The organism is Chitinophaga sp. NPDC101104 (assembly GCF_050277495.1).
Classification (GTDB): domain Bacteria; phylum Bacteroidota; class Bacteroidia; order Chitinophagales; family Chitinophagaceae; genus Chitinophaga.
The window spans coordinates 390,359-413,206 of sequence record NZ_JBNNSF010000002.1; the positions used below are offsets into that span (position 1 = coordinate 390,359).

Here is a 22,848-nt window from a genome sequence, read left to right on the forward strand (position 1 = left end):
GCTCCTTATGTCCGGATTATTGACGCTCGCTTACCTCATCGGCTCCATCACGTTCATCGTGGGCCTCAAGATGCTCAGCAACCCCGCCTCCGCCCGCAAAGGCAACCTCATAGCGGCGGCCGGCATGTTCATCGCCATCGCCGGCACCATTTTCCTGTACGAGGAAAACGGGGAACGGCTGCATAATTTTGGCTGGATATTCGGCGGGCTCTTCATCGGCTCCGTTGTCGGCGTGCTGGCCGCAAAAAAAGTGAAAATGACCGCCATGCCCGAAATGGTGAGCCTTTTCAACGGTATGGGCGGCGCCTGCGCGATGCTCATTTCCATCGTGGAGTTCGATCATCTCGCCAACGGACATATCACCCTCAACATCGGTAAGTTCCTACAAGACGCGATCGGCCAGGCCGCACAGCATGGCGATATCAACATCGGGCCAGGCTTCGGGAACCCCGCCGGCAAGTATCTCATAATCCTGCTGGGCCTCATCATCGGTTCCGTTTCTTTCGCCGGCAGTATGGTAGCCTGGGGGAAATTGAACGGAAAGGTGAAGGATTTTTCGTTCAACGGCCAGCATATCGTGAACCTCGTCGTCCTGGCAGCGATCGTTATCGCCGGGGCATGGCTGCTGATAGACGTGCACCAGCAGTTCAGCGGCGGCAGTGGTAACTGGACGGCCCATCCGCCTGCAGGGCCGTTCCCCAACATCGAGCTGCAAAGCATGGCAGACACCACGTTGATCAATACGCTGTTTTATGTTACCCTCACGCTCTCGATCGTGTACGGCGTCATGTTCGTAATGCCCATCGGCGGGGCGGACATGCCCGTCGTGATTTCGCTGCTCAATTCGTTTACCGGCGTGGCCGCGGCCTGCGGCGGGTTCCTGTACAACAACCCCGTGATGCTCACCGGCGGAATTCTCGTGGGTTCCGCAGGCACGATCCTCACCATTCTCATGTGCAAGGCCATGAACCGGTCGCTGAAGAACGTGCTGATCGGGTCTTTCGGCGCAAAAGCAACTTCCGCTGGCGGCGGTCCGAAAGAGCAGGGCAATTACAAGGAAGTGACGATTTCCGATGCGGCCGTCATGATGCGGTATGCCAGCAAAGTGATGATCGTACCGGGATACGGGCTCGCCGTGGCGCAGGCGCAACACGTTTGCCACGAACTGGAAAAACTGCTGGAAGAAAAAGGGGTGGAAGTGAATTACGCCATCCATCCCGTGGCAGGCCGCATGCCCGGGCATATGAACGTTTTGCTCGCGGAAGCGGATGTGCCGTACGAGAAACTCGAGGAAATGGAGACCGCCAACGCCGCCATGCCGAATACGGACGTGGTACTGGTGTTGGGCGCCAACGACGTGGTGAATCCCGCTGCCAAAAACGATCCTTCCAGCCCGATTTACGGCATGCCTATCCTGGAAGTGGAACTGGCCAAAATGGTGATCGTGAACAAGCGCAGCATGAAGCCCGGATACGCCGGCATCGAAAACGAACTGTTCTTCCAGCCCAAAACCTCCATGCTCTTCGGCGATGCCAAGTCGGTGCTGCAACAGCTGGTGGCGGAAGTGAAGACGTTATAAATCTTTACATTTGCGGAAAATATTTCCGTGCCAGCATTACCACAGGCATTTATCGATACACTGACAGGCCTTCCGGGATACGATGCCGCCGCTTTCCTGGCGGTGCATGAGTCCCCGGAAAGGATCACCAGCGTGCGCTTGCAGCCGCAGAAGGTGCAGGACGTTGCGTCCGTTTTTCCGCAGCTGGAAACTACGCGCGTGCCCTGGGCCAGCGGCGGCTACTATCTTTCCTCCCGCCCGTCCTTTACATTCGACCCGCAGTTCCATGCCGGCGCGTACTACGTGCAGGAAGCTTCGTCGATGTTCCTCGAAGAAGCCCTGCGGCAAACGGTTTCCGCGGCAACACCGTTAAAAGCGCTCGATCTTTGCGCGGCACCGGGTGGTAAAAGCACGCTGATACAGGCGGCGCTCCCGGCCGGGAGCTTACTCGTTTCCAACGAGGTCATCCGGCCGAGAGCCGCACTGCTGGCGGATAATTTATCGAGGTGGGGCACTGCCGACGTAGTGGTCACCAACAACGACCCGCGGGATTTTTCGCGGCTGGAGGGATTTTTCGACCTGATGGTCGTGGATGCGCCCTGCTCCGGCTCCGGCCTCTTCCGCCGCGATCCGGAGGCGGTCAACGAATGGTCGTACGACAACGTGATGCTCTGCAGTCAGCGCCAGCAAAGGATCCTGGCCGATGCGCTCCCTGCCCTCAAACCCGGTGGCGTGCTCATTTACTCTACGTGCTCGTATGCGCGCGAAGAAGATGAACAGCTGCTCGATTGGCTGATGGACCACGGGCAACTCGTTTCGCTGCCGTTACAATTGCAGCCCGAATGGAACATCGTGGCCACGGAATCGCCGGTGCATAAAGCGTCCGGGTACCGGTTTTATCCCGATAAAGTGAAGGGCGAAGGGTTTTTCATCGCCTGTTTCCGGAAAGCAGGCGAAGCCGTTCCACCGAAAAAAGGAAAACAGAAATTCGCGGAGCTGGCGAAAAAAGATGCGGAGCGTATTTTGCCCTGGCTCAAGCCTGGTGCGGATGTGCGCATGATGCTGCACGACGGGGAAGTGCTGCTGCTGTCGCCCGCCGTGGCGGAAGATATGCCGCTGCTGCAACAGTTGTACATCCGGAAAGCGGGCGTGAAAGCGGGCCAGCTCACGGGGAAAGAACTGATCCCCGACCATCAGCTGGCGCTCAGTACGGTCATTTCGCAGGAATTGCCCGGTGTGGAACTAACTTTGGAAGATGCATTGCATTATCTTCGCAGGGAAGACCTCCGGCTCGGCGAGCCCCTCAAAGGCTGGGCGCTCATGCGATTTCGCGGGATGAACCTGGGATGGGCGAAAATCCTTCCCAACCGTGTCAATAACTACTATCCCAAAGAAATGCGCATTTTGAAATCCGGTATGCCGGAAACATAATATGGACGGGCTTCGCAACGTTCTTACGGATGTGCATAATTCACGTGGATATTTACTTTGCGCGCCAGGAGCCGTAAATTGGATGGAAACTTTTATATTCGTTCCCTTAAAGTATTAGTAAATATGTTAAAGTCAGTAATGTTGGGTGTTTTGATGGCCGGTACGATAAGGGTAGCCGCACAGGATACGCTGTTGGTACAGGGCGCATCGCCCGATCTCTATTTGACGCATTCCGTGAAGAAAGGAGAGACCTGGTACAGCCTCGGCAGGGCTTATGGCCTGAGCCCCAAAGAGATTGCGGCAAGGAATAAGATGGACATGGCGGCCGGACTGAGCCTCGGCAAGTCGGTACTCATCCCTCTCAACAAGAATAATTTCGTGCAAACGAAATCCGCCGGCGCCGGCGTGCGCCCGGTATATCACCGCGTCACCGAAAAAGAAACGCTGTACCGCATTCATGTTAATTACGGCAAAGTACCGCTGGACAATGTGCGGGAATGGAACCGCCTTTCGGGCGACGGTGTGCAGAAAGATGCGTTCCTCATCGTAGGGTACGTAAAAGGCAGCGGCCAATCGGTCGTATTGCCCACCGCATCTGCGTCTACGCCTCCTCCTGCCACGGAAGCCCCGGTAGCCGCCGTGCCAAAGCCGGTGGAGAAGCCGCAGGTCGTGGAAAGCAAGCCGGTAGTGGCTGCGAGCCAGCCTGCCGCGCCGGAAAACAAGCCTGTGGCCAAACCGCCCGTTGAAAATAAACCAGTATCCTCCAATAGCCAAACCGCCGCCCCGGAGTCCAAACCCGCAGAGAAGGTGCCGACCAGCCTGGGCCGTACGCCCGAAGTGCCAGAAGGCGGCTTCGAGGGAATGTTCAACCAGCAAACCGGCAATGGCCGCGATGTGACGAAGGAGAAAGGCCCCGGCTCCTGGTTCAAAAGCAATGCAGTGGTAGGTTCCGGCAAATATTACGCCCTGCATAATTCCGTTCCGCGCGGCACCATCGTGAAGGTAACCAACCCGCTCACCGGCCGCTCCGTGTACGCCAAAGTGCTCGACGCCATCCCGCAGCTGAAAGCCAATGCGAACCTCATCATCAAACTGAGCGACGCCGCGCAGGATGCCCTCGGCATCAGCGAAAGCCGCTTCTACTGCGAGCTGAGCTACGAAGACCTGAAATAGAAGTCAATACTGCATAAATAAAAACGGGGCCCTGTCACCAGGCGCCCCGTTTTTATTGTAAGGATATCCGGTATCCGGATTGGGATCCCCGTAAAAATAATTTTCCCGCTACTCGAAACGGAATCCCCGCAGAAATTCTTCCACGCCCATCTTCTTTTTTCCTTCCAGCTGGAGTTCCAGCACATTCAGGAAACCGCCGCGCGCGGCGAATTTGAGATACGTTTTTTTATCGCTGACCACGCTGCCGGGCTGATGTACGTGCGCAACGGCATCCGTGGTGGCTTTGTAGATTTTCAGGGTTTTGCCCTGCAGCATCGTAAATGCGGCGGGATAGGGGCTGAGGCCGCGAACGCGGTTGTAGACCTGCTCCAGTGGCTGTTCCCAATCGATTTTGCAATCTTCTTTGAAGATTTTCGGCGCATGTTTCAGTTCGCCGGCGTCGATATCGTCTTGCGGCTGGCCCTGGAGATTTCCTTCTTTGAGCGCGGCCACGGTACGCAGGAGCGTTTCGGCACCGGCCTGCATGAGCGCGTCGTGCAGTTCGCCGGCGGTTTCGTCGGGGCGGATGGGCACTTCCGATTTGAAAAGGATATTACCCGTATCGATTTCGTGCTGGAGCTTAAAGGTAGTAACGCCGCTCTTGCTTTCGCCGTTGATGATGGCCCAGTTGATGGGCGCCGCGCCGCGGTATTGCGGCAGCAGCGAGGCATGCACGTTGATGGTGCCCAGCGGCGGCATGTTCCACACCAGTTCCGGCAGCATGCGGAAAGCGACCACCACCTGGAGGTCTGCCCGGTATCCGCGCAGTTCTTCGAGGAACGCGGGGTTTTTCAGTTTTTCGGGTTGCAACACGGGGATGTTGTGCGCCACGGCATATTGCTTCACGGCGCTTTGCTGGAGCTGGAGCCCGCGGCCGGCCGGTTTGTCGGGCGCGGTGATCGCCGCCACTACATTGTACCCGGCTTTTACCAGCGCATCGAGCGAGGCAACGGCGAAGTCGGGCGTTCCCATAAAAATGATTCTCATGGGTGCAAATGTATTCAATTTAGAAATCGGTATACAACAGGTATTTCTTCCGGATGGATGCGAAACGGTTCAGGCCGGGTTCCCAGCTTTTGCGGATCGCCTCGGCGGAAAGGCCCTGCTGTATTTGTTTCCGGAGGACGTCGCTGCCCGCCAGCTTATCGAAAAAGTTATTGAAGAAACGCGCTTTTTCAGGGAAAAGCTGATAGGCGTTGAGGATGAAGCTCAGATCGATCTCGTCTGCCTTCGGGTCGATCGTGGTAAGGTCGAAGCCGTAGCAGGTGGAGTCCATCAACACGGGCGATTTAGCGCCGGGTACGCTTTTAGGTGTAAAGGAGAAAAGATTTTTGGGCAGCAGCGGGTGGCCGTACACCTGGAAAGGCTTGTCCGTTCCGCGGCCAAGGCTGAAAACCGTTCCCTCGAACAGGCAGGTAGACGCGTACAGGTAAATGCTCCGCATATTGGGCAGGTTCGGCGATGGTTTCACCGGCAGTTGGTACATAGTGGTGTGGTCGTAGTTTTCGCAGGGTACGACCGTGAGCCGGCAGCGCACTTTCCCCGCCAGCCAGCCTTCGCCGTTGAGCATTTGCGCGTATTCCGCCACGGTCATGCCATGCACGGTAGGGATGGGCTGCATGCCCACGAAGGAGCGGTAGTTGGTATCGAGGACGGGCCCGTCGATATAATGGCCGTTGGGATTGGGGCGGTCGAGGACGATGAGGGGCTTGCCGAATTTCGCGGCCGATTCCATGAGCTCCTGCAGCGTGGAGATGTAGGTATAGAACCGGGTGCCCACGTCCTGCACATCAAAAACAAGGATGTCCACATCCGCGAGGTCGGCCGCGTCGGCCTGCCGGTGTTTGCCGTAGAGGGAAACGATCGGCAGCCCCGTACGCTCGTCGCGGCTGTTGCCGACCTTCTCGCCGGCGTCTGCCATCCCCCGGAAGCCGTGCTCCGGACTGAAAATCTTGACGATATTGACTTTGAGCGCCAGGAGAGAGTCTACGAGGTGAACACCCGGGCGGACCATGGCGGTCTGGTTCACGAGCATGCCCACCCGTTTGCCTTTCAGGAGGGGGAGGTAAACATCGGTCCGCTCTGCGCCGGTGCGCACGTTCGCGTCTTGCGCCCAAACGGCCATGGGGAAGCAACAGAGGATCAGTAGTTTCAGGAATCGTGTCATGCGAATATCGGGTTGAAATCAACAAAATAAGCCTGCTTTCCGTAAATAAAAAACAAAAAACGTACCTTCACCTTCTATTATCTTATTTTAAAAAATTTATATGCAACAAGTTAAGACCGGTGATACCGTTCGCGTGCACTACCACGGACGGTTACAAAATGGCCAGACTTTTGACTCCTCCGAAGGCAGAGATCCGCTTGAGTTCAAGGTGGGCTCCGGTATGGTGATCAAGGGTTTTGACAACGGTGTCCTCGATATGAAGCCTGGTGATAAAAGAACGCTGAACATCCCGGTTGATGAAGCATACGGCGCAAAAAGCCCCGAGCTGATCATGGAGTTCCCCAAAGCGAACATCCCGGCCGACCTGAATCCGCAGGTAGGTATGGACCTCCAGATGAGCAACCCCCAGGGCCAGGTATTCCCGGTGAAGGTGGTAGCTATCACAGAGGAATTCATCACCCTGGATGCGAACCATCCCCTCGCCGGCGAGCCCCTCGTTTTCGACATCGAACTGGTAGAGATCGTTTAATCAGCGATCGTTCCATCATACAATTCCTGAAAGTAAAAAGTGGTCCGCTGCTTTTTACTTTCCCTTTTTTAGACCCTTCCCATATGGACAAGAAATATGCATATTCCGTCACCGAACGCTTCCTCCGCTACGTGACGGTAGACACCCAATCCGATCCGCAGAGCGAAACATTCCCTTCCACCGAAAAGCAAAAAGACCTGGGCCGCATATTGGTACAGGAATTGCAGCAAATCGGCATCGCAGACGCCGAGCTGGACGAGCACGGGTATGTATATGCCACCATCCCCGCCACTTCCGACAAGCCGGTGCCCGTTATCTGCCTTTGCGCGCATATGGACACGGTGCCCGATTGCTCCGGGAAAGACGTGAAGCCTATCGTACATAAAAAATACGACGGAAAAGACATCATCCTGCCCGACGATCCCTCGCAGATCATCTCCGTGAAGGAACATCCGTACCTCTCGCAGAAGATCGGTGACGACATCATCACCGCCAGCGGCAAAACCTTGCTGGGGGCGGATAACAAGGCAGGCGTGGCCGAAATCATGGACGCTGCGCAGTATTTCATCCAGCATCCGGAAGTGCCGCATGGCAAAATCCGCATCCTCTTCACGCCCGACGAAGAAGTGGGCAGGGGCGTACAGCATGTAGACATGCAGAAGCTGGGCGCTGAATTCGGATATACGCTCGACGGGGGAGAACTGGGCGCGCTGGAAGACGAGACTTTCTCGGCAGACGGCGTCAAGATCACCATCCAGGGCGTGAGCGCGCATCCGGGAGCGGCGAAAGGCAAACTTGTTAGTGCCATCAAGATCGCTGCGGAGATCCTGCATTCGTTGCCGAAAGACATTCTCAGCCCGGAAACCACCGAAGACCGCCAGGGTTTCATTCATCCCGTGCGCATCGAAGGGATCGTGGAGAAGGCGGAGATCGAATTCATCATCCGCGATTTTACGACGGCGGAATTGGAAGGGCACGAGTTTTACCTCCGCAAGATCATGGAGAACGTAGTGTCCAAACACCCCGGTGCCACGGGCACTTTCCAGGTGAAGGAACAATACCGCAACATGAAAGAGGTGCTCGACAAGTTCCCGCAGGTGTCCGCCAACGCGGAAGAAGCGATCCGCAGGGCGGGTGTGGAACCTTTGAAAATGAGCATCCGCGGCGGGACCGACGGTTCCCGGCTCTCGTTTATGGGCCTTCCCTGCCCGAACATCTTTACCGGCGAAATGGCGCTGCATTCCAAGCACGAATTCGTGAGCGTGCAGGATATGGAGAAAGCCGTTGATGTGATCATCCAGCTCGCTCGTGTATGGGAGGAGCGCGCCGTATAATTTATTGCCGGGGAATGCGTTTTTATTATTACTTTGATCCCTTGTTAATACAAAAAAGAACGAAAATTTAATACATGTTGCTAGGACTCGTAACGCTTATGCAGGACTCGCTGCTGTTGCCGAAGGCCGACACCGTGGCCACGGCCGCACAAGGGGCCGCCACCGCCGCGCAGGAAATGAAGCTGTGGGATATGATCGTGAAAGGCGGACCGCTGATGATCCCGCTCGGGGTGCTTTCCGTGATCGCTATTTATGTGTTCGTGGAAAGATACCTCACCATCGCCCGCGCCGGCAAGCTCGAAAGCAATTTCATGCCGATGATCCGCGATCACATCACTTCCGACAATATTTCCGCCGCCCGTTCGCTTTCCAAGAACACGCAGGGCCCCATCGCGCGGATGATCGATAAAGGCATCCAGCGTATCGGCAAACCGGTAGACAGCATCGAGAAATCGATGGAGAACGTCGGCAAGCTGGAAGTATATAAAATGGAAAAGAACCTCGTGATCCTGTCCATCATCGCCGGCATCGCCCCGATGTTCGGGTTTTTGGGCACCATCGCCGGGATGATCCAGACGTTTTTCAACATCTCCCAGACCTCGGATATTACGCTGAGCACCATCGCCGGCGGTATCTACGTGAAAATGGTGACCTCCGCAGCAGGGCTCATCATCGGCCTCGTGGCGTATGTAGGTTACAGCTACCTGCAGGCGCAGATAGACAAAGTGGTGAACAAGATGGAAGCCGCTTCCTCCGAGTTCATCGACGTGCTGATGGAGCCGGTTAAACGTTAATTTTTCAATAGAAACTGAAGCATCATGAACCTGCGGAGCCGAAATAAAAGACATGCGGAATTGCACAGCGGCGCTTTGAACGATATCCTGTTCATCCTGCTGCTGTTCTTCCTCATCGTCTCCACCCTGGCCAATCCCAACGTCATCAAACTGGCGTTGCCGAAAGCCGCTTCCAACACCAAAGCCAAGCAAACGGTGGTGGTAAGCATAGACGCGGGGCAGAAGTATTTCGTGGGCACCAACCCCGTTAACTTCAGCGAGCTGCAGGCCGCACTCGCCTCAAAAATCCCCGCCGGCGAAGTGGACCCCACCATCGTCATCAACGCGGAAGAATCCGTGCCCATCAGCGCCGTGGTTTCCGTCATGCAGATCGCACGGGAACTGGGCGCCAAAACGGTACTGGGCACCGCCAAGCCGCAAAACGCGCCAAAACGGTAAACGAAAAAGGAACTTACGGACTATAATTAACTGCATCCATAAAGGGTGCAGTTTTTTTATGCCTTGGTGGCGCGCACCATCCGGTCTTTCCCGAACATGTCTTTTTTAAGAATAACATCGGTGAACTTTTGCTGGAGGAGTTCTTTCTTCACCGCTTCCCCGTAATCTTCATGTATCTCGAAATACAGTCTGCCACCGGGTTCCAGGCGCTCCTGGGCCAGCTGGCCGATGCGGCGGTAGAAAAGCAGGGGATCGTTGTCGGGGACGAACAGCGCCGTTGCCGGCTCGAACTGCTGCACGTTGGTGTCCATGCCCGCTTTTTCCTTTTGGGGGATGTAAGGCGGGTTGCTGACGATGACGTTGAGGGCGGGAAGGGGAGCGGCGGCCTGCGGGTCGAGCACATCCTGCCGGATGAAATTGACGGGCGCATGCTGCATTTGCGCGTTGCGGGCCGCGATTTCCAGGGCGCCGGGGCTCACGTCCATGGCCCAGATATCGGCGGATGGCCAGTGTTTTTTCAGGGCGATGGGGATACATCCGCTGCCGGTACCAATATCCAGCAGGCGCAGGGCAGGTTGGGAAGGATGGTCGAGCAGTACCCATTCCACCAGTTCTTCCGTTTCCGGTCGTGGGATCAGGACCTGGTCAGACACAATGAGCTCCATGCCGTAAAACCAGCTTTTACCGGTGATATGCTGGATGGGCCTGCCGGAAAGCAGTTGCGCCAGGCCCTCCCGGTACTGCGATTCCCACCGGGGCGGGAGGTCCATATCCTTATGCACGATACGGTCCAGCTTGCCGAGCCCCGTGATGTGCTCCATGAGCAAATGCGCGATATTGGCGGCTTCTCGGGCGTCGTACAGGGGGCGGATGGCATTGGTCAGTTCTGCGAAAGCGGATTGGATGGTCATGTTATACGGCAAATCAGCGGAAAATCGCCGCTGAAACGATATTTTTGCAAATATCTCATTTACGACGCAATGATAGACCATCACCCGCACGAATTTTTTATGCGACGTTGCATCGACCTGGCGCTCAAGGGCTCCGGGCATGCCGCGCCCAACCCCATGGTGGGCGCTGTGCTCGTGCATGAAGGCATCATCATCGGCGAAGGGTATCACCACTATTGGGGAGGCCCACACGCCGAGGTCAACTGCGTCAACTCCGTGCCGCCCGAACTGCAGGAACTGATCCCCCGGTCTACCCTCTACGTATCCCTCGAGCCCTGCGCCCATCACGGCAAAACGCCGCCCTGCGCCGATCTCGTGGTTTCGCAGAATATCCCGGAAGTAGTGATAGGATGTGTCGACGCTTTCTCGAAAGTGGCCGGCAAAGGCATCGAAAAACTCCGCAACGCAGGCATCAACGTGACCGTGGGCGTACTGGAAGCGGAATGCCGCCACCTCAACCGGCGCTTCTTCACCTTCCACGAACAGCAACGGCCCTACGTGGTCCTCAAATGGGCGCAATCGGCCGACGGATTCATCGCCCCCGCCAACCGTGAGCCCGTACGCATCTCAAACCCGTTTGCGGATCGGCTGGTACATCGCTGGAGAACGGAAGAAGCGGGGATCATGGTGGGAACACAAACTGCTTTGCTGGATAACCCGCGGCTCACCGCCAGGCTCTGGCCGGGCAAATCGCCCGTCCGCATCGTGCTCGACCTGCAGGATAAAGTGCCGGGGAGCCATTATGTGAAAGACGGTTCCGTGCGCACCCTCATCCTCACCTCCGCCGAAATCGACACCGCCCGGCCCCTCGTGCCGCAGGTGCTCGCGCAACTGCACAGGGAATCCGTGCTGAGCGTGATCGTGGAAGGCGGCGCCGTGCTGCTGCAGCAATTCATCAGCGGCGGGCATTGGGACGAAGCACGCATCATCACCGGGCAATCGGCATTGGGCGGCGGCCTTTCCGCGCCTGTGCTCAAAAACGCCCGCATGCTCGAAAGCAACCACATCGCCGGCGACCGGATCGACATCTTCGTTCCCGCCGCGCATTAAACCCAGGAAATGAACGTTTACTATACGATTGAGAAAAAGTCAACAGCTGAATTCAAAGACCGCGGAAGCAAATTCCTCGCATACGCCTTCCCGGTAAAAAATGCCGACCAGGTGAAAGAATGCCTGCAGGAAGTGAAGAAGGAACACCCCAAAGCCACGCACCACTGCTACGCATATAGGCTGGGGACAGACGGCCTCCAGTTCCGCGCGGTAGACGACGGCGAGCCGGCGGGATCGGCCGGGAAGCCCATTCTCGGGCAGATCGACAGCAAACAGCTGACCGACGTGCTCGTGGTAGTGGTACGGTATTTCGGGGGAACATTGCTCGGCGTGCCCGGGCTGATCAACGCCTATAAAATGAGTTGCGCGCTGGTGCTGCAACTGGTGCCGGCCATTCAGAAAAACGTGGAAGCGCGGTTCCAGCTGATATTCGACTATACGATCCTCAACGATGTGATGATGGTGGTGAAGCAAAATAACTGCACCATTTTGCAACAGGATATCCAGCTGTTCTGCAGCATGGAGATCGGTATCCCCAAAGCCAGTCTGGACCTCACTTTGCTCCGGCTGCGCGATATCTACAACCTCGAGATCAAGCAACTTTGATCAGGGGAGCGCGGCCGTAATTTCTTTCAGCGTAACGCCGAATATTTTCTTCGTGATCTCGCCGAGATGCTTCTCGCTGCCTTCCAGGTGGATGGTGCGGTGGAAGTGCTGCATCCTGCCTTTGGGCTTCAGCAATGCAGCCGGCGAAGAGCTTTGTATTTCCAGGAAACGGCCGGGGGCGCTGGTATCGCCGGGCCCGTTGTTGCGGATGCGGAAAACTTCCGCGCGCGCATCTGACGCGGTTTCGCCCAGGTAGAGCTGCGCCTGGCGCGGCATGGTGAACTGGATTACGGTCAAAACGCCGCGCTCCGGATCGTAAATACCCATGAAATTCAGCGCCGCAGCCTGTTGTACCCCGAGTTCCGCTTCGAAATTTCCGTCGGCCCTGAAAAACGCGACGTTGTTCTTCATCACGAAACGCTCTTTGGGCAAAGGTGCTACGGAACTAACGTTGCCGCCCGGCTTCAGCGGAATGATGGCGATGGAATTGGCGCTGACCGGGAACATGCCGCGGACGCGGATGGCCGTGGTGCCGAACGCCGTATCCCAGCGATGGGTACCGGTGTTGACGATGATATTGTCTGTATGGAACCCCACGGCATGCACGCTCCGGTGGATGTCTGCGCCGAGGTAATTATGGAGATCGCGGCGGGAGAGGAGCGAAATGGTGCGGGAGATATTGGCGTTTAAAATGGTCCCTTTCGCGCTGGGGAGGTTGATATTGCCTTCGTAGACGGTAACGCCTCTGGCGGAGGAAACCTGCCGCAAAACGGCGGAATCGCGCAGCGGATCGGGAATGGCGGTGGCAGCAGCCGAATCGGCGGAACCATGCGCCGGGAATTGAAGGGCGCTGTCGGGCGAAGGGCCCAGCAGCAGCCGGTCTTCTCCGCCGAAAGTGCTGAAATGATATTGCTTGCCGTTTTCGATGGTGCCGTAATTGAGCCACCCGAAACTGCGCCCGTCGTCGGCCACGGTGGAAGTGACGACACGCCCTTGCCAGGCGCTCACGATGGCGATGGAAGACTTACTGGTGCTGTCTTTCAAAATGGCCGGCGATGTAAAATCGCGCAGGAAGGCGAGGTCTTCCGCGAAATTGTCTGGCCGCGATATGGTTTCTGCCTGTTGGACAGGGGCCTTTGATCCCCCCGGTTTGTTGTTGCAGGCGAACAACAGCGAAAGGAAGCATAAGGCCGGAATGGATTTATGCATAGAAGAATAGTCTCGCAATCTAAAGATTGTACAATGATAAATCAATTTCTTTAATAACGGTAAGCACACATTTGCAGTATGGGCGCGGGCTACAAAGTTTTCGACTGCACAGCGGAAAATTTTTTTCAAGTTTTTTGAGAATATTATTTGCTGAATTCAAACTCTTTCCTATTTTTGCAATCCCAAAACGGACAAGCGGAAGTAGCTCATTTGGTAGAGCACGACCTTGCCAAGGTCGGGGTGGCCGGTTCGAGCCCGGTCTTCCGCTCAGAAACAGAAGCCTGATTGCATTGCAGTCAGGCTTTTTTGTTAGATATAATTCATTCTTTCTCAATCAGTTCCGCCGGTCTTCATCGATGTTCGGCTGGTGGATGGGTTTCCCTTAGATTTTGACGTGTTGCAGCTTGTTTGCAGGCATTTTGCAGGTGCAAGCAGGTAATTGCGCGCGATGGCTGTTTTGGCGGCTGTATCGGGCTGGTTGGATGGGATGGTTTGTAGCTTTCCATCTTTCATCGATCTGCTTTTATCATTCAAGGCCAACCCATGTAATCCGGCAGGAATTTTACTGCATATCGTGATCTGCTGCTATCATAATCCGGCAGGAATTTCACTGGAGATAATGGTAAGGAAAGATTACGAAGCGGGGTGGGAAAAACTGACGAAAATCATCCTGCGGAAAGGCGTAAAAGGAGCGGAAGCGGCATAAAAAAAGCCGCACTTTTCAGTACGGCTTCCAATATTTTACATCCGGAGATTATTTGTATTTCGGGTTGTAAAGGGAGCTTTCGTTTACATGTACTTTCGGTTTTTTGTAACGATGCTCAGACAGCTTGTAGCAGCCGCCCAGCACAAAACCCAGTACACAAGCCAGTTTCAGGTAAAACAGGAAACGGGAGGAAGATACCCAGTCGCGGGTGAAGTCATTCTTATTTTCAACTGTATGCTCCATATACATTTTTTTCGCTGTGCAAACTTACAAAGTAAATCGGCAAAGTCCAAATAACCCGTTTATTTCTTGCCTGACTTCGATAATTCGGAGAATTTCCTGCGGTTCAGGAAGTAATAGCGCCAGATCATGATGCCGTGGAATACGCCCTGCAGGTCGAACAGCCGTTTGCGGGGCAGGGTATCGGGCTGGTTTGGGCCCACTTCGCGGCGCCAGCGGTAATAATCGCGGTAGGCGCGGAAGATGGCCGTCATATCTTTCGGTTTGCCGGACACGAGGCTCTTGGCGGCGGCCATCATGTCGAGCGCCAGGCGCTGCGTGAGAATGATCCATTGTTCCTGGAAATGGAGGTTCTTGCGCAGCATGATAAGGTTGTTGCGGAAATTGAGGTAGAGCTTCCGCGGATTCCCCTGCGGAAGGCTCCCGCCGCCCACATGGTACACCACCGAATCCGGACAATACCCGATCCGGTAGCCCGCCCGTTGCAACCGCCAGCAAAGGTCCACCTCTTCCATATGCGCAAAAAAGTAGGGATCGAACCCCCCGGCCTCGAAAAACGCCGAAGACCGGATGAAAAGCGCCGCACCGCTGGCCCAGAAGATGTCTTGCGGCGTATCGTACTGCCCGTTGTCTTTCTCCGTGGTATAAAGGATGCGCCCGCGGCAGAAAGTATACCCCAGGATGTCCATCCAGCCACCCGCCGCTCCGGCATATTCGAAACTGTCCCGCTCGGCCCAGGCGCGCAGCTTGGGCTGGCAGGCCGCCATGTCCGGGTTGGCCAGCATATGCTTCACCACGGGCCCTATCCAGTTGGGCTCCACTTCCACGTCCTGGTTCAGCAACACGAAAATATCGGCCTTCACATGCTGTAAAGCCTCGTTATATCCGCCCGCGAAACCGCTGTTGGAAGCGTTCCGGATGATCTTTACCGTAGGGAAATGCTGTTCGGTAAAAGCCACACTGTCGTCTGTGGAGGCATTGTCGGCCAGGTAAATGTCCAGCTGCCCGTCGTACACTGACGCGCACACGGAGGGCAGGAATTTCTCGAGGAATCCCTTTCCGTTCCAGTTGAGGATAATGACCGCGACCGTTGGCAGCATTGACAAAAGGCGTAAGTTTTGGCTTTTCGGAATTTTTTTAGCGTTGCAAATATGCAACAAAGCCTCCAAATATTACTAAATTAGTTTATTGTTAACGGCTTGCGGGCCGTCATTATTCAAATCCTGATGTTTAAACAAATAATCGGCTGGAAATTTTCGCTGATCGCCGTGGCGGCCGCCATTATCATCACCACCATCTGGTTCGTCAACAACCTGTCCGAAAAAATACGGCAGGAGGAAACGAAGAAAGTGGCCACCTGGGTGGAGGCGAACCAGGAATTGCTGCAGTCGCCTTCGGATGCGAACATCAACCTGGCCGTGCAGATCGTGACGACCAACACCACGATCCCGCTGATCCTGACAGACGAGCAGGGCCGGATCAAAGACCATGCGAACCTCGATTCCGCGCAGATCCTGCGCGATCCGGGGTACCTGGCCCGCCAGCTGGAGGATTTCCGGCGGCAGCACCCGCCGTTCATCATGGCGGTGGATTCGCATTCCAACAACTACATTTATTACGGGGACTCCCTCATCCTGCGGCAGGTGCGGTATTATCCCTATATCCAGCTGCTGGTGGTGGCGCTGTTCATCGCGCTGACGCTCTTCGCGCTGTCGTCCACCAACCGGGCCGTCCAGAACCAGGTTTGGGTGGGCATGGCCAAGGAAACCGCCCACCAGCTGGGCACGCCGCTGTCTTCCATGGAAGCCTGGGTGGAAATCCTGAAGGAAACCGCAGAAGTACGGCCCCTCGCCACGGAGCTGGCCAAGGATGTGGACCGCCTCAAGCTGATTACCGACCGGTTTTCCAAGATCGGCAGCGTCCCCAACCTGGAAGAGCGGAATGTAGTGGAGCAGGTGGCGGCCGTGATGGCATATATCAAGAAGCGGGCGCCCCAGAAAGTCAATTTTTCGTTGCAAACGGCCGAGCAGGAAGTAACGGCGATGATTTCGCCCACTTTGTTCGACTGGGTCCTGGAAAACCTCCTGAAAAATGCGCTGGACGCCATGGAAGGGAAGGGCGAGATCCAGGTGCTCATAGAAAACCATTCCGCCCACCTGATCATCGATGTTAGCGATACCGGAAAAGGCATCCCGAAGCGGCTGCAGGAGAAGGTGTTCCACCCGGGGTTCAGCACCAAGAAAAGAGGGTGGGGCCTGGGCCTTTCCCTTGCCAGGCGCATCATCCAGGATTATCACAAAGGGCGGCTGACGGTGAAATCGTCGGAATTGAACAAGGGGACCACCTTCCGGATCTGGCTTAGGAAATAATTTTATTTGGATATTTGTGAAAAGGCTTTATTTTTGCAACCCCAACGCGGAGGTGGCGAAATTGGTAGACGCGCTACTTTGAGGTGGTAGAGCCCGAAAGGGTGTGAGAGTTCGAATCTCTTCCTCCGCACTAAAAGCACTGGTTGAACAATCAACCGGTGCTTTTTTTTATGCCCTTTTTTCCTAACACCGACTCCTATACGAAACGGTTTTTCGCGGGGAAAACGCATGGGGAAAAATTATTTGCGGAATCATCCGGCCGGATGATGCAATTATCAAAAAAGAATTTACTTTTGCGACCCCGACAAACGCGGAGGTGGCGAAATTGGTAGACGCGCTACTTTGAGGTGGTAGAGCCCGAAAGGGTGTGAGAGTTCGAATCTCTTCCTCCGCACACCGTCTTAAAAAGGAGTCATTTCGTGAGAAATGACTCCTTTTTTCATATCTTGTTTACATAATATATTAGTAACCAGCTACAATGACCTTACCGGTCCCATATTTTCTTAATCAATCTGATTAGCTGTACAGCTTTCTTTTCAGATTGCTTTTCCTGAATCGGCTTATCGTTATGCAAAGGCTCGATTGCAATTTCTTCATCACTTTGATCGATTTCGTCATTTTCCATTTCCAGCTCAAAAAGCTCATCTTCGGTTAGCGGCTGCACCAGTCCGGAACCGCCTTTATGCGGAAATTGAACGTAGTCTTCAGGGGGTAACGGCAATGTAGCCTCACATGTCTTCGAACAGAGATTCGCCAACAACGGCATCGCGTCATTCCCTACATAGAGCGTTATCCAGAGCTGGTTTGTTTGTTCATAACTCATTGCCATTCCGCAAACGCTGCATTGCACCCTGTCGCCGGTATAACGGACAGGGTTTTCCGTTAAATCGGGGAAAGCGGTTCTGTATTTGAAATTGCCAAAAAGCGCTCTTGTACTGATCCTGCTATGGTTAAGATTTTTACATTTTGTTATTTCATAGGGGAGCCAATTTAAACCGTATGAAGTATATGGATCGAAGAATTCAAGAGATTCCATTTGCCCGATTTCAGGTGGAATTCGCTTTAGGCTGCTGCCATAAAGCGAGATCTTCCTGACTTTCGTTAATTTAGAGATGCTTTCAGGCAGGGTATGGATTTGAGCGAACAACTCAGCGCCCAGTTCCTTTGAAGGAGTAAACTCATCAAGGTTTTCTTCGGCCACCTTGTCCACATATTCGCAAAGTTTTTTCCATGCTATAGAATTTCTGTCTTGCACGTCATTTTCGATGCGGGGTGTATCATTTTGCATTACCTTAATTTTTCAATGTAGTCGTTTGTATGTCGTTTTCATTTTTGGAGCACGGCGATGGACAAATGTCTGCATACGCCAGCCAGATAATAATGCTAGAATAAATATATAGAAAATGATTTATAAAATGCCGGAGTTTGAATAATAAGGATGCTATGCCGGTAAAAGCAGGAAATGGCTTATTTCCCCCGAAACGTCTCCTTTTTCCTACGCCGCCGTCACCAAAAATCGGCTACCTTTACCACTGCGCAGATACAATGCGCACCAGCGCCTGTAATTTGACCGCAGGCCAAATCATGTGAAATATGGGAACGAACATCAACTGCCCGAACTGCGGACACCTGTTTGTCATGGAAGACGCCATGGCCGCCGAAATCAAGAAAGACCTCCGCGGAAAGATGGAGACCGAGTGGCGCAAGCGCGTGGAGGCCCTCGAAGCCCAGAAATCAGAAATAGAACAAGCCAAAATGCAAATCGTTTTGGAACGCCAGCAAGTCTCCCAAGACAAGCAGCGGCAGGAAGATGAATTGCATAACCGCCTCCAGGCCGAAAAAGCTAAGATGCAGGAAGCCCTGGGCGAGCAGATCCGCAAAAACGTGTCGGCCGATTACGAAAACCAGCTCCGCCTCATGCGCGAAGCACAAATGGCCAACGAAGAAAAGCTGAAACAGGCGCGCCTCCAGGAGCTGGACTTCCTCCGCAAAACACAGGAACTACAGAACCGCGAACAGGAGCTCGATCTCATCCTCCAGAAAAAGATCATCGAAGAACGGAACCATATTACCGAACAGATCCGCCGCGAAGAAAGCGAACGCAATAACATCCGCGAAACCGAATACCAGCTGCGCCTGAAGGAAATGGAAAAGCAGCTCGACGATCAGCGCCGCCTCGCCGAAGAAATGCGCCGGAAAGCCGAACAGGGCTCCATGCAGCTCCAGGGCGAAGTGCAGGAACTGGCGCTGGAAGAAATGCTGCGCGCCGCATTCCCGTTCGATGAAGTGAGCGAAGTCGGTAAAGGAGTGAGAGGGGCGGACTGCATCCAGACCGTCCGCAACCAGTTCGGCCAGGAATGCGGAAGGATCATTTATGAATCCAAGCGCACGAAAGACTTCTCCCGCGAATGGATCGAAAAACTGAAGGCAGACATGCGCTCCCAGGGCGCAGACGTGGCCGTGCTGGTAACGCAGGCGCTGCCCAAGGATATGGACCGCTTCGGCGAAAAGGAAGGCGTCTGGATCTGCACGTTCCAGGAAGTGAAAAGCCTCACGTTCGTACTGCGCGACGCCATCCTCAAAGTCTACAACGCCGTGAAATCGCAGGAAAACAAAGGCGATAAAATGCACCTGCTCTACCATTACCTTACCAGCGGCGAGTTCGCCGAGCAATGGAGCGCCATCCGCGAAGGGTTCCGGTCCATGAAAATATCCATCCAGAAAGAACGCGAAGCCATGGAAAAACTCTGGAAAGCCCGCGAAAAACAACTGGAAAAAGTATTGCTCAACGCCGCCCACATCAAAGGGTCCATCGAAGGCATCGCCGGGAGCGATTCGGTAGACCTGCAATTGCTCGACGATGCCGCCGAAGCATTGCTCGGCCCGCCCGACAATAACAACGAATGACATTTTCAAAAAAAATGTGATATAAACCTTGCGCGGCGGATTTTGCCGTCATACATTTACTACATGAAAAACCAAAAGTATCAATCCGTTATATTCGATCTCGGCGCCGTACTGGTAGACTGGAACCCGCGCTACCTGTACAATAAAGTTTTCAAGACGCCGGAAGAAACGGATTACTTCCTGGAAAATATCTGCACTTCCGACTGGAACGAAATGCAGGACGAAGGCCGCAGCCTGCAAGACGGTACGGAACTGCTCGTAACGGAGCACCCGGCGTTCGAAGCGCAGATCCGCGCGTTCTATGGCAGGTGGAAAGAAATGCTGGGAGGCGATATTCCAGGTACGGTGGAGATACTGAAAGAACTGAAAGATAGCGGTCAATTTAAATTATACGCGCTCACCAACTGGTCCAACGAAACATTTCCCATCGCGCTGATCGAATACCCCTGGCTGCAGTGGTTCGATGGGATCGTGGTGTCTGGCCGGGAAAAAATGCGCAAGCCCCAGGCGGCATTTTATCAGTTGCTGACAGACCGCCACGCGATCGACAAAAGCCAGGCCATCTTTATCGACGATAATCTCCGCAATGTGAAAGCTGCGGAAGCCTTCGGGATCGAATCCATCCACTTCCAATCTCCCGAACAACTGCGCGAAGCTCTCCTCAGCCGCGAAATCCTTTCCAGTCCTGCAGTACAGCAACAACAGTAATATTCCATCCCGTTTTCATATCATCGAAAATATTTATGCAAGCCGCCACCATGGCGGCTTTGCTTTAACATTTCCTTTAGTCAACTTTAACGTTTTTCTGGTAAACGGCCGGTAACATTCACGCGTCTATAGCGTTTGAATAGGAAACAGGCCGGAACGTGCTGTTGATAGGTGTGAAGAATGTAGATGCGTGCCCGCCTGAAGATAGGATGGGCTGCATCGCCGGTCATTTGGCATACTGTAAGGAAATAAAATCGAACGCATATGAAAAGAACAGGACTGATGTTAAGTGCGCTTGCCGCTTTCGTAGTGTTGGTCAGCAGCTGCCGTAAAGAGCCGCTGAACGATATGACTGCGGAAGAGTCGCGCATTTACGTGACCAACTACGACGAAAAGGCTGATTTCACCACATTCAAAACGTTCAGTATAGTGGACTCCGTTGCGGTGATCAGCAACAGGGAGGGCTCCAAAAAAGAATTGACCCAGTACGACCAGCAGCTGTTAGCCCAACTCAAATCACAGATGCAGGCCCGCGGATATACGCTGGTGGACAAAGCGGCGAAACCCGACCTCGCCATGAACGTTAGCCGCATCGACAATACCACTACTTCCATCGGGTACAATCCGGGTTACTGGGCCGGATGGCCGGGTTACTGGGACACCGGTTACTGGGGCTATCCCGGATGGGGATACTGGTTCCCCAGTTATTACAACGTTTTCCGCTATAACGAGAAATCCGTTGCGGTAGACCTGCTCGATCTGAAGAACGCAAAAACCGGCGAAGGCAACAAGCTGACGGCCATCTGGAACGTCATGCTGCGCGGTTCCGGCGTTTGGAACGGCAACAACATCGAAACCATGGTGAAAGCCGTTTTCGACCAGAGCCAGTATCTGAAAACCACTAACTAAGCAAGTGGGATTTTGTAACAGACAGGTAAAGTTAAAATCGACAAGTCATGAAAAGTATTAAAACCATCATAATGGGCCTGGCATTGATCGCCGGCGGCGCCGTTGCCGCCCATGCGCAGAGCCGCCCGCCCCTTTCAGTTAACGTCAATTATTCGATCGCGCAGCAGCTGGGCTCGCTGAAAGATTATGCAGACAAGACCAGTTTCCGCGGCTGGAACGTAGGTGTGCAATATCACCTGAACGATCAGCTGGCAGTGGGTTTGAAGACCGGTTTCGGTGATTTTTATGAAAGGGTGCCGCGTGCCGTGTATCCCGGCAAAGGCGAAGATATTTCCGCCGTGCAGACGCGTACGCTGCAAACCATCCCCATCCTCGCTACCGCGCAATACACATTCACCAAGCCGGACGCAGCCGTGCTGCCGTATGCAGGCCTGGGGATCGGTACCGCGAACATGAATTACGAGAAATACTGGGGCGAGTTCGTGGAGAAAGAAAACAAATGGGCGTTCCAGGTGAGCCCGGAAGTGGGCGTGAACGTGCCTTTCGGGAAATATTCACCGTTTATGTTCAACGCCAGCGTGCAATATAATTATGCGCCGTACAAGCAGTTCGAAATCAAGAATTTCAACACGGTACAGGCCAACATAGGTTTGAAGTTCCATATCCAGTAATAAGGACCACCCATTTAACGGAACATGTGAAGTGGAGGGGCCGCCAATTTGGGCGGCCCCATTTTTTTGCAATCAGGGCTCGCTGAAGAAGCCTTCGGAATATTTTTCGCGGATGGTACCGTCGGTATCTTTATAGATGAAAAACGCTTCCAGTTTAAGTTTCGGGTGTTGCCGGATGAATGCCAGGCCATTTTCCACACCGAGGAGGATGAGCGCATTGTCGTATGCATCGGCCGTCATGGCATCGGGTGCGGTAACGGTGACGGTGATGATGTTGTTGTGGACGGCTTCGCCGGTTTTGGGGTGGATGGTATGGGCGAAACGGGTGCCCCCTTCGTCGAAAAACCGTTGATAATTGCCGCTGGTAGCCACCGCGCGGTCGCTCAGATGCAGCAGCGCCCCGTTGCCGGCGTTCCCGTCTTTCCGCTCTATCCCCACGCTCCAGGGCTGGTTTTTATCGTTGTGGCCTTTCGCCGCCAGTTCTCCGCCCACGTCCACCAGGTAATTCCTGATCCCGCGCGACTGCAGAAATTTTGCGATCACATCGGTCGTATATCCCTGCGCGATGCCGTTGCAGTCGATTTCTACACCATGTTGTTTTTTCAGCAGGTATTTGGCGCGGATGATGAGCTTTTCATAACCCACCCGTGTAAGTGTTTGCCGGATATCCGCATCCGACGGGCGCCCTTTTTTATGCCGCACCACGCCGAAGCCCCAAAGGTCTACGAGCGGTTTCACGGTAATGTCGAACAATCCGTCGGTGATACGGCTCACTTCCTGCGCCTTCCGGACCACAGGGCGCATGTATGCATCCATCACTACTTTTTCACCTTCGTTGAACCGGTTGATGAGCGAACCTGGCTGGTAGAGCGACAGGGAGCGGTCGATCTGCCGGAACAGGGATTCTATTTCGGGTTTGAGCGAAGTGGTGTCTTTACCGAGATATTTCACAATGTAATAGGTGCCTTGTGCTTTCCCGGAGATAGTGACGGTTTGTTGTGCGGCAACGTGGATGGAAGCCAGGAGGCATCCGGCCAGAAAAATTCCCTTCATGCGGCCA

General features: G+C 54.4%; 23 protein-coding genes and 3 tRNA genes. 18 read left to right on the top strand and 8 right to left on the bottom strand.

Translation table 11 applies throughout. The annotated features are described in order from the left end of the window. Positions 1–7 precede the first annotated feature (7 nt). From ACQKLP_RS20195 to ACQKLP_RS20205, 3 genes are all read left to right on the top strand, one after another. Positions 8–1,579, top strand: a complete 1,572-nt coding sequence (locus ACQKLP_RS20195) for an NAD(P)(+) transhydrogenase (Re/Si-specific) subunit beta (RefSeq protein ID WP_427324722.1) — start codon at positions 8–10, stop codon at positions 1,577–1,579. A gap of 27 nt (positions 1,580–1,606) precedes the next feature. Further along, positions 1,607–2,989: a methyltransferase RsmF C-terminal domain-like protein gene (locus tag ACQKLP_RS20200; protein WP_427324723.1), complete on the top strand. Its 1,383-nt coding sequence runs from the start codon at positions 1,607–1,609 to the stop codon at positions 2,987–2,989. Positions 2,990–3,112: 123 nt separating this feature from the next. Further along, positions 3,113–4,162: a LysM peptidoglycan-binding domain-containing protein gene (locus tag ACQKLP_RS20205; RefSeq protein WP_427324724.1), complete on the top strand. Its 1,050-nt coding sequence runs from the start codon at positions 3,113–3,115 to the stop codon at positions 4,160–4,162. A 108-nt stretch (positions 4,163–4,270) separates the two neighbouring features. Here ACQKLP_RS20205 and fmt read toward each other — a convergent pair whose 3' ends face one another. Both fmt and ACQKLP_RS20215 read right to left on the bottom strand, forming a co-directional pair. Further along, entirely contained in the window at positions 4,271–5,188 is a 918-nt protein-coding gene (fmt, locus tag ACQKLP_RS20210; protein WP_427324725.1) for a methionyl-tRNA formyltransferase, read from the bottom strand. A 19-nt stretch (positions 5,189–5,207) separates the two neighbouring features. Further along, entirely contained in the window at positions 5,208–6,368 is a 1,161-nt protein-coding gene (locus tag ACQKLP_RS20215; RefSeq protein WP_427324727.1) for an exo-beta-N-acetylmuramidase NamZ family protein, read from the bottom strand. A gap of 100 nt (positions 6,369–6,468) precedes the next feature. Between ACQKLP_RS20215 and ACQKLP_RS20220 the strand changes: the two genes are divergently transcribed. The 4 genes from ACQKLP_RS20220 (at position 6,469) to ACQKLP_RS20235 (ending at position 9,463) form a co-directional block, all read left to right on the top strand. Continuing rightward, a complete protein-coding gene (locus ACQKLP_RS20220) occupies positions 6,469–6,897 on the top strand; it encodes an FKBP-type peptidyl-prolyl cis-trans isomerase (RefSeq protein ID WP_126247039.1) in 429 nt (142 codons plus the stop codon). A gap of 83 nt (positions 6,898–6,980) precedes the next feature. Next, entirely contained in the window at positions 6,981–8,231 is a 1,251-nt protein-coding gene (gene pepT, locus ACQKLP_RS20225; protein WP_427324728.1) for a peptidase T, read from the top strand. A gap of 74 nt (positions 8,232–8,305) precedes the next feature. After that, positions 8,306–9,025 carry a MotA/TolQ/ExbB proton channel family protein gene (locus ACQKLP_RS20230; RefSeq protein ID WP_341840838.1) on the top strand — a complete coding sequence of 240 codons (720 nt, stop codon included), beginning with the start codon at positions 8,306–8,308 and terminating at the stop codon, positions 9,023–9,025. 24 nt (positions 9,026–9,049) lie between these two features. Further along, a complete protein-coding gene (locus ACQKLP_RS20235) occupies positions 9,050–9,463 on the top strand; it encodes a biopolymer transporter ExbD (protein WP_341840837.1) in 414 nt (137 codons plus the stop codon). Between the two features lie 56 nt (positions 9,464–9,519). On the opposite strand, the gene prmC is transcribed toward ACQKLP_RS20235, so the two are convergent. Then, the gene (prmC, locus tag ACQKLP_RS20240; protein WP_427324729.1) at positions 9,520–10,374 is read right to left on the bottom strand and encodes a peptide chain release factor N(5)-glutamine methyltransferase; all 855 of its coding nucleotides are present in this window, start codon (positions 10,372–10,374) and stop codon (positions 9,520–9,522) included. 99 nt (positions 10,375–10,473) lie between these two features. Here prmC and ribD point away from each other — a divergent pair, with 99 nt between their 5' ends. Both ribD and ACQKLP_RS20250 read left to right on the top strand, forming a co-directional pair. Continuing rightward, positions 10,474–11,463, top strand: a complete 990-nt coding sequence (ribD, locus tag ACQKLP_RS20245) for a bifunctional diaminohydroxyphosphoribosylaminopyrimidine deaminase/5-amino-6-(5-phosphoribosylamino)uracil reductase RibD (protein WP_427324730.1) — start codon at positions 10,474–10,476, stop codon at positions 11,461–11,463. 9 nt (positions 11,464–11,472) lie between these two features. Further along, a complete protein-coding gene (locus tag ACQKLP_RS20250) occupies positions 11,473–12,069 on the top strand; it encodes an IMPACT family protein (RefSeq protein WP_427324731.1) in 597 nt (198 codons plus the stop codon). Here the strand turns inward: ACQKLP_RS20250 and ACQKLP_RS20255 are convergent, their stop codons facing one another. Further along, entirely contained in the window at positions 12,070–13,278 is a 1,209-nt protein-coding gene (locus tag ACQKLP_RS20255) for a DUF6786 family protein (protein WP_427324732.1), read from the bottom strand. It abuts the gene before it with no gap. Between the two features lie 195 nt (positions 13,279–13,473). Between ACQKLP_RS20255 and ACQKLP_RS20260 the strand changes: the two genes are divergently transcribed. Together ACQKLP_RS20260 and ACQKLP_RS20265 are read left to right on the top strand one after the other, a co-directional pair. Then, positions 13,474–13,546, top strand: a tRNA-Gly gene (locus ACQKLP_RS20260). Positions 13,547–13,726: 180 nt separating this feature from the next. Then, a complete protein-coding gene (locus tag ACQKLP_RS20265) occupies positions 13,727–13,984 on the top strand; it encodes a hypothetical protein (protein WP_427324734.1) in 258 nt (85 codons plus the stop codon). A gap of 48 nt (positions 13,985–14,032) precedes the next feature. On the opposite strand, the gene ACQKLP_RS20270 is transcribed toward ACQKLP_RS20265, so the two are convergent. Both ACQKLP_RS20270 and ACQKLP_RS20275 read right to left on the bottom strand, forming a co-directional pair. Next, on the bottom strand, positions 14,033–14,227 hold the full coding sequence (locus ACQKLP_RS20270) for a hypothetical protein (RefSeq protein WP_341840832.1): 195 nt from the start codon (positions 14,225–14,227) through the stop codon (positions 14,033–14,035). 59 nt (positions 14,228–14,286) lie between these two features. After that, complete coding sequence (locus ACQKLP_RS20275) at positions 14,287–15,324, bottom strand: glycosyltransferase family 2 protein (protein WP_427325063.1); 1,038 nt, start codon at positions 15,322–15,324, stop codon at positions 14,287–14,289. A 126-nt stretch (positions 15,325–15,450) separates the two neighbouring features. Here ACQKLP_RS20275 and ACQKLP_RS20280 point away from each other — a divergent pair, with 126 nt between their 5' ends. From ACQKLP_RS20280 to ACQKLP_RS20290, 3 genes are all read left to right on the top strand, one after another. Next, the gene (locus tag ACQKLP_RS20280) at positions 15,451–16,593 is read left to right on the top strand and encodes a sensor histidine kinase (RefSeq protein WP_427324735.1); all 1,143 of its coding nucleotides are present in this window, start codon (positions 15,451–15,453) and stop codon (positions 16,591–16,593) included. Between the two features lie 46 nt (positions 16,594–16,639). Beyond that, positions 16,640–16,723, top strand: a tRNA-Leu gene (locus ACQKLP_RS20285). A gap of 180 nt (positions 16,724–16,903) precedes the next feature. Then, positions 16,904–16,987 (top strand) — tRNA-Leu (locus ACQKLP_RS20290). A gap of 90 nt (positions 16,988–17,077) precedes the next feature. On the opposite strand, the gene ACQKLP_RS20295 is transcribed toward ACQKLP_RS20290, so the two are convergent. Next, positions 17,078–17,881, bottom strand: a complete 804-nt coding sequence (locus ACQKLP_RS20295) for a hypothetical protein (protein WP_427324736.1) — start codon at positions 17,879–17,881, stop codon at positions 17,078–17,080. A 305-nt stretch (positions 17,882–18,186) separates the two neighbouring features. Between ACQKLP_RS20295 and ACQKLP_RS20300 the strand changes: the two genes are divergently transcribed. The 4 genes from ACQKLP_RS20300 to ACQKLP_RS20315 all read left to right on the top strand — a co-directional run bounded on the left by ACQKLP_RS20300 (position 18,187) and on the right by ACQKLP_RS20315 (position 21,788). Next, entirely contained in the window at positions 18,187–19,500 is a 1,314-nt protein-coding gene (locus ACQKLP_RS20300; protein ID WP_427324737.1) for a DUF2130 domain-containing protein, read from the top strand. A 63-nt stretch (positions 19,501–19,563) separates the two neighbouring features. Beyond that, positions 19,564–20,208, top strand: a complete 645-nt coding sequence (locus tag ACQKLP_RS20305; RefSeq protein WP_427324738.1) for an HAD family hydrolase — start codon at positions 19,564–19,566, stop codon at positions 20,206–20,208. A 264-nt stretch (positions 20,209–20,472) separates the two neighbouring features. Further along, positions 20,473–21,117 (top strand): DUF4136 domain-containing protein, encoded by a 645-nt coding sequence (locus tag ACQKLP_RS20310; protein WP_126248613.1) that lies wholly within the window; start codon positions 20,473–20,475, stop codon positions 21,115–21,117. Between the two features lie 47 nt (positions 21,118–21,164). Beyond that, positions 21,165–21,788: an outer membrane beta-barrel protein gene (locus tag ACQKLP_RS20315; protein WP_427324739.1), complete on the top strand. Its 624-nt coding sequence runs from the start codon at positions 21,165–21,167 to the stop codon at positions 21,786–21,788. Positions 21,789–21,860: 72 nt separating this feature from the next. On the opposite strand, the gene ACQKLP_RS20320 is transcribed toward ACQKLP_RS20315, so the two are convergent. Next, positions 21,861–22,841, bottom strand: coding sequence for an FAD:protein FMN transferase (locus tag ACQKLP_RS20320; protein ID WP_427324740.1), 981 nt, complete (start codon positions 22,839–22,841; stop codon positions 21,861–21,863). Positions 22,842–22,848: the final 7 nt, after the last annotated feature.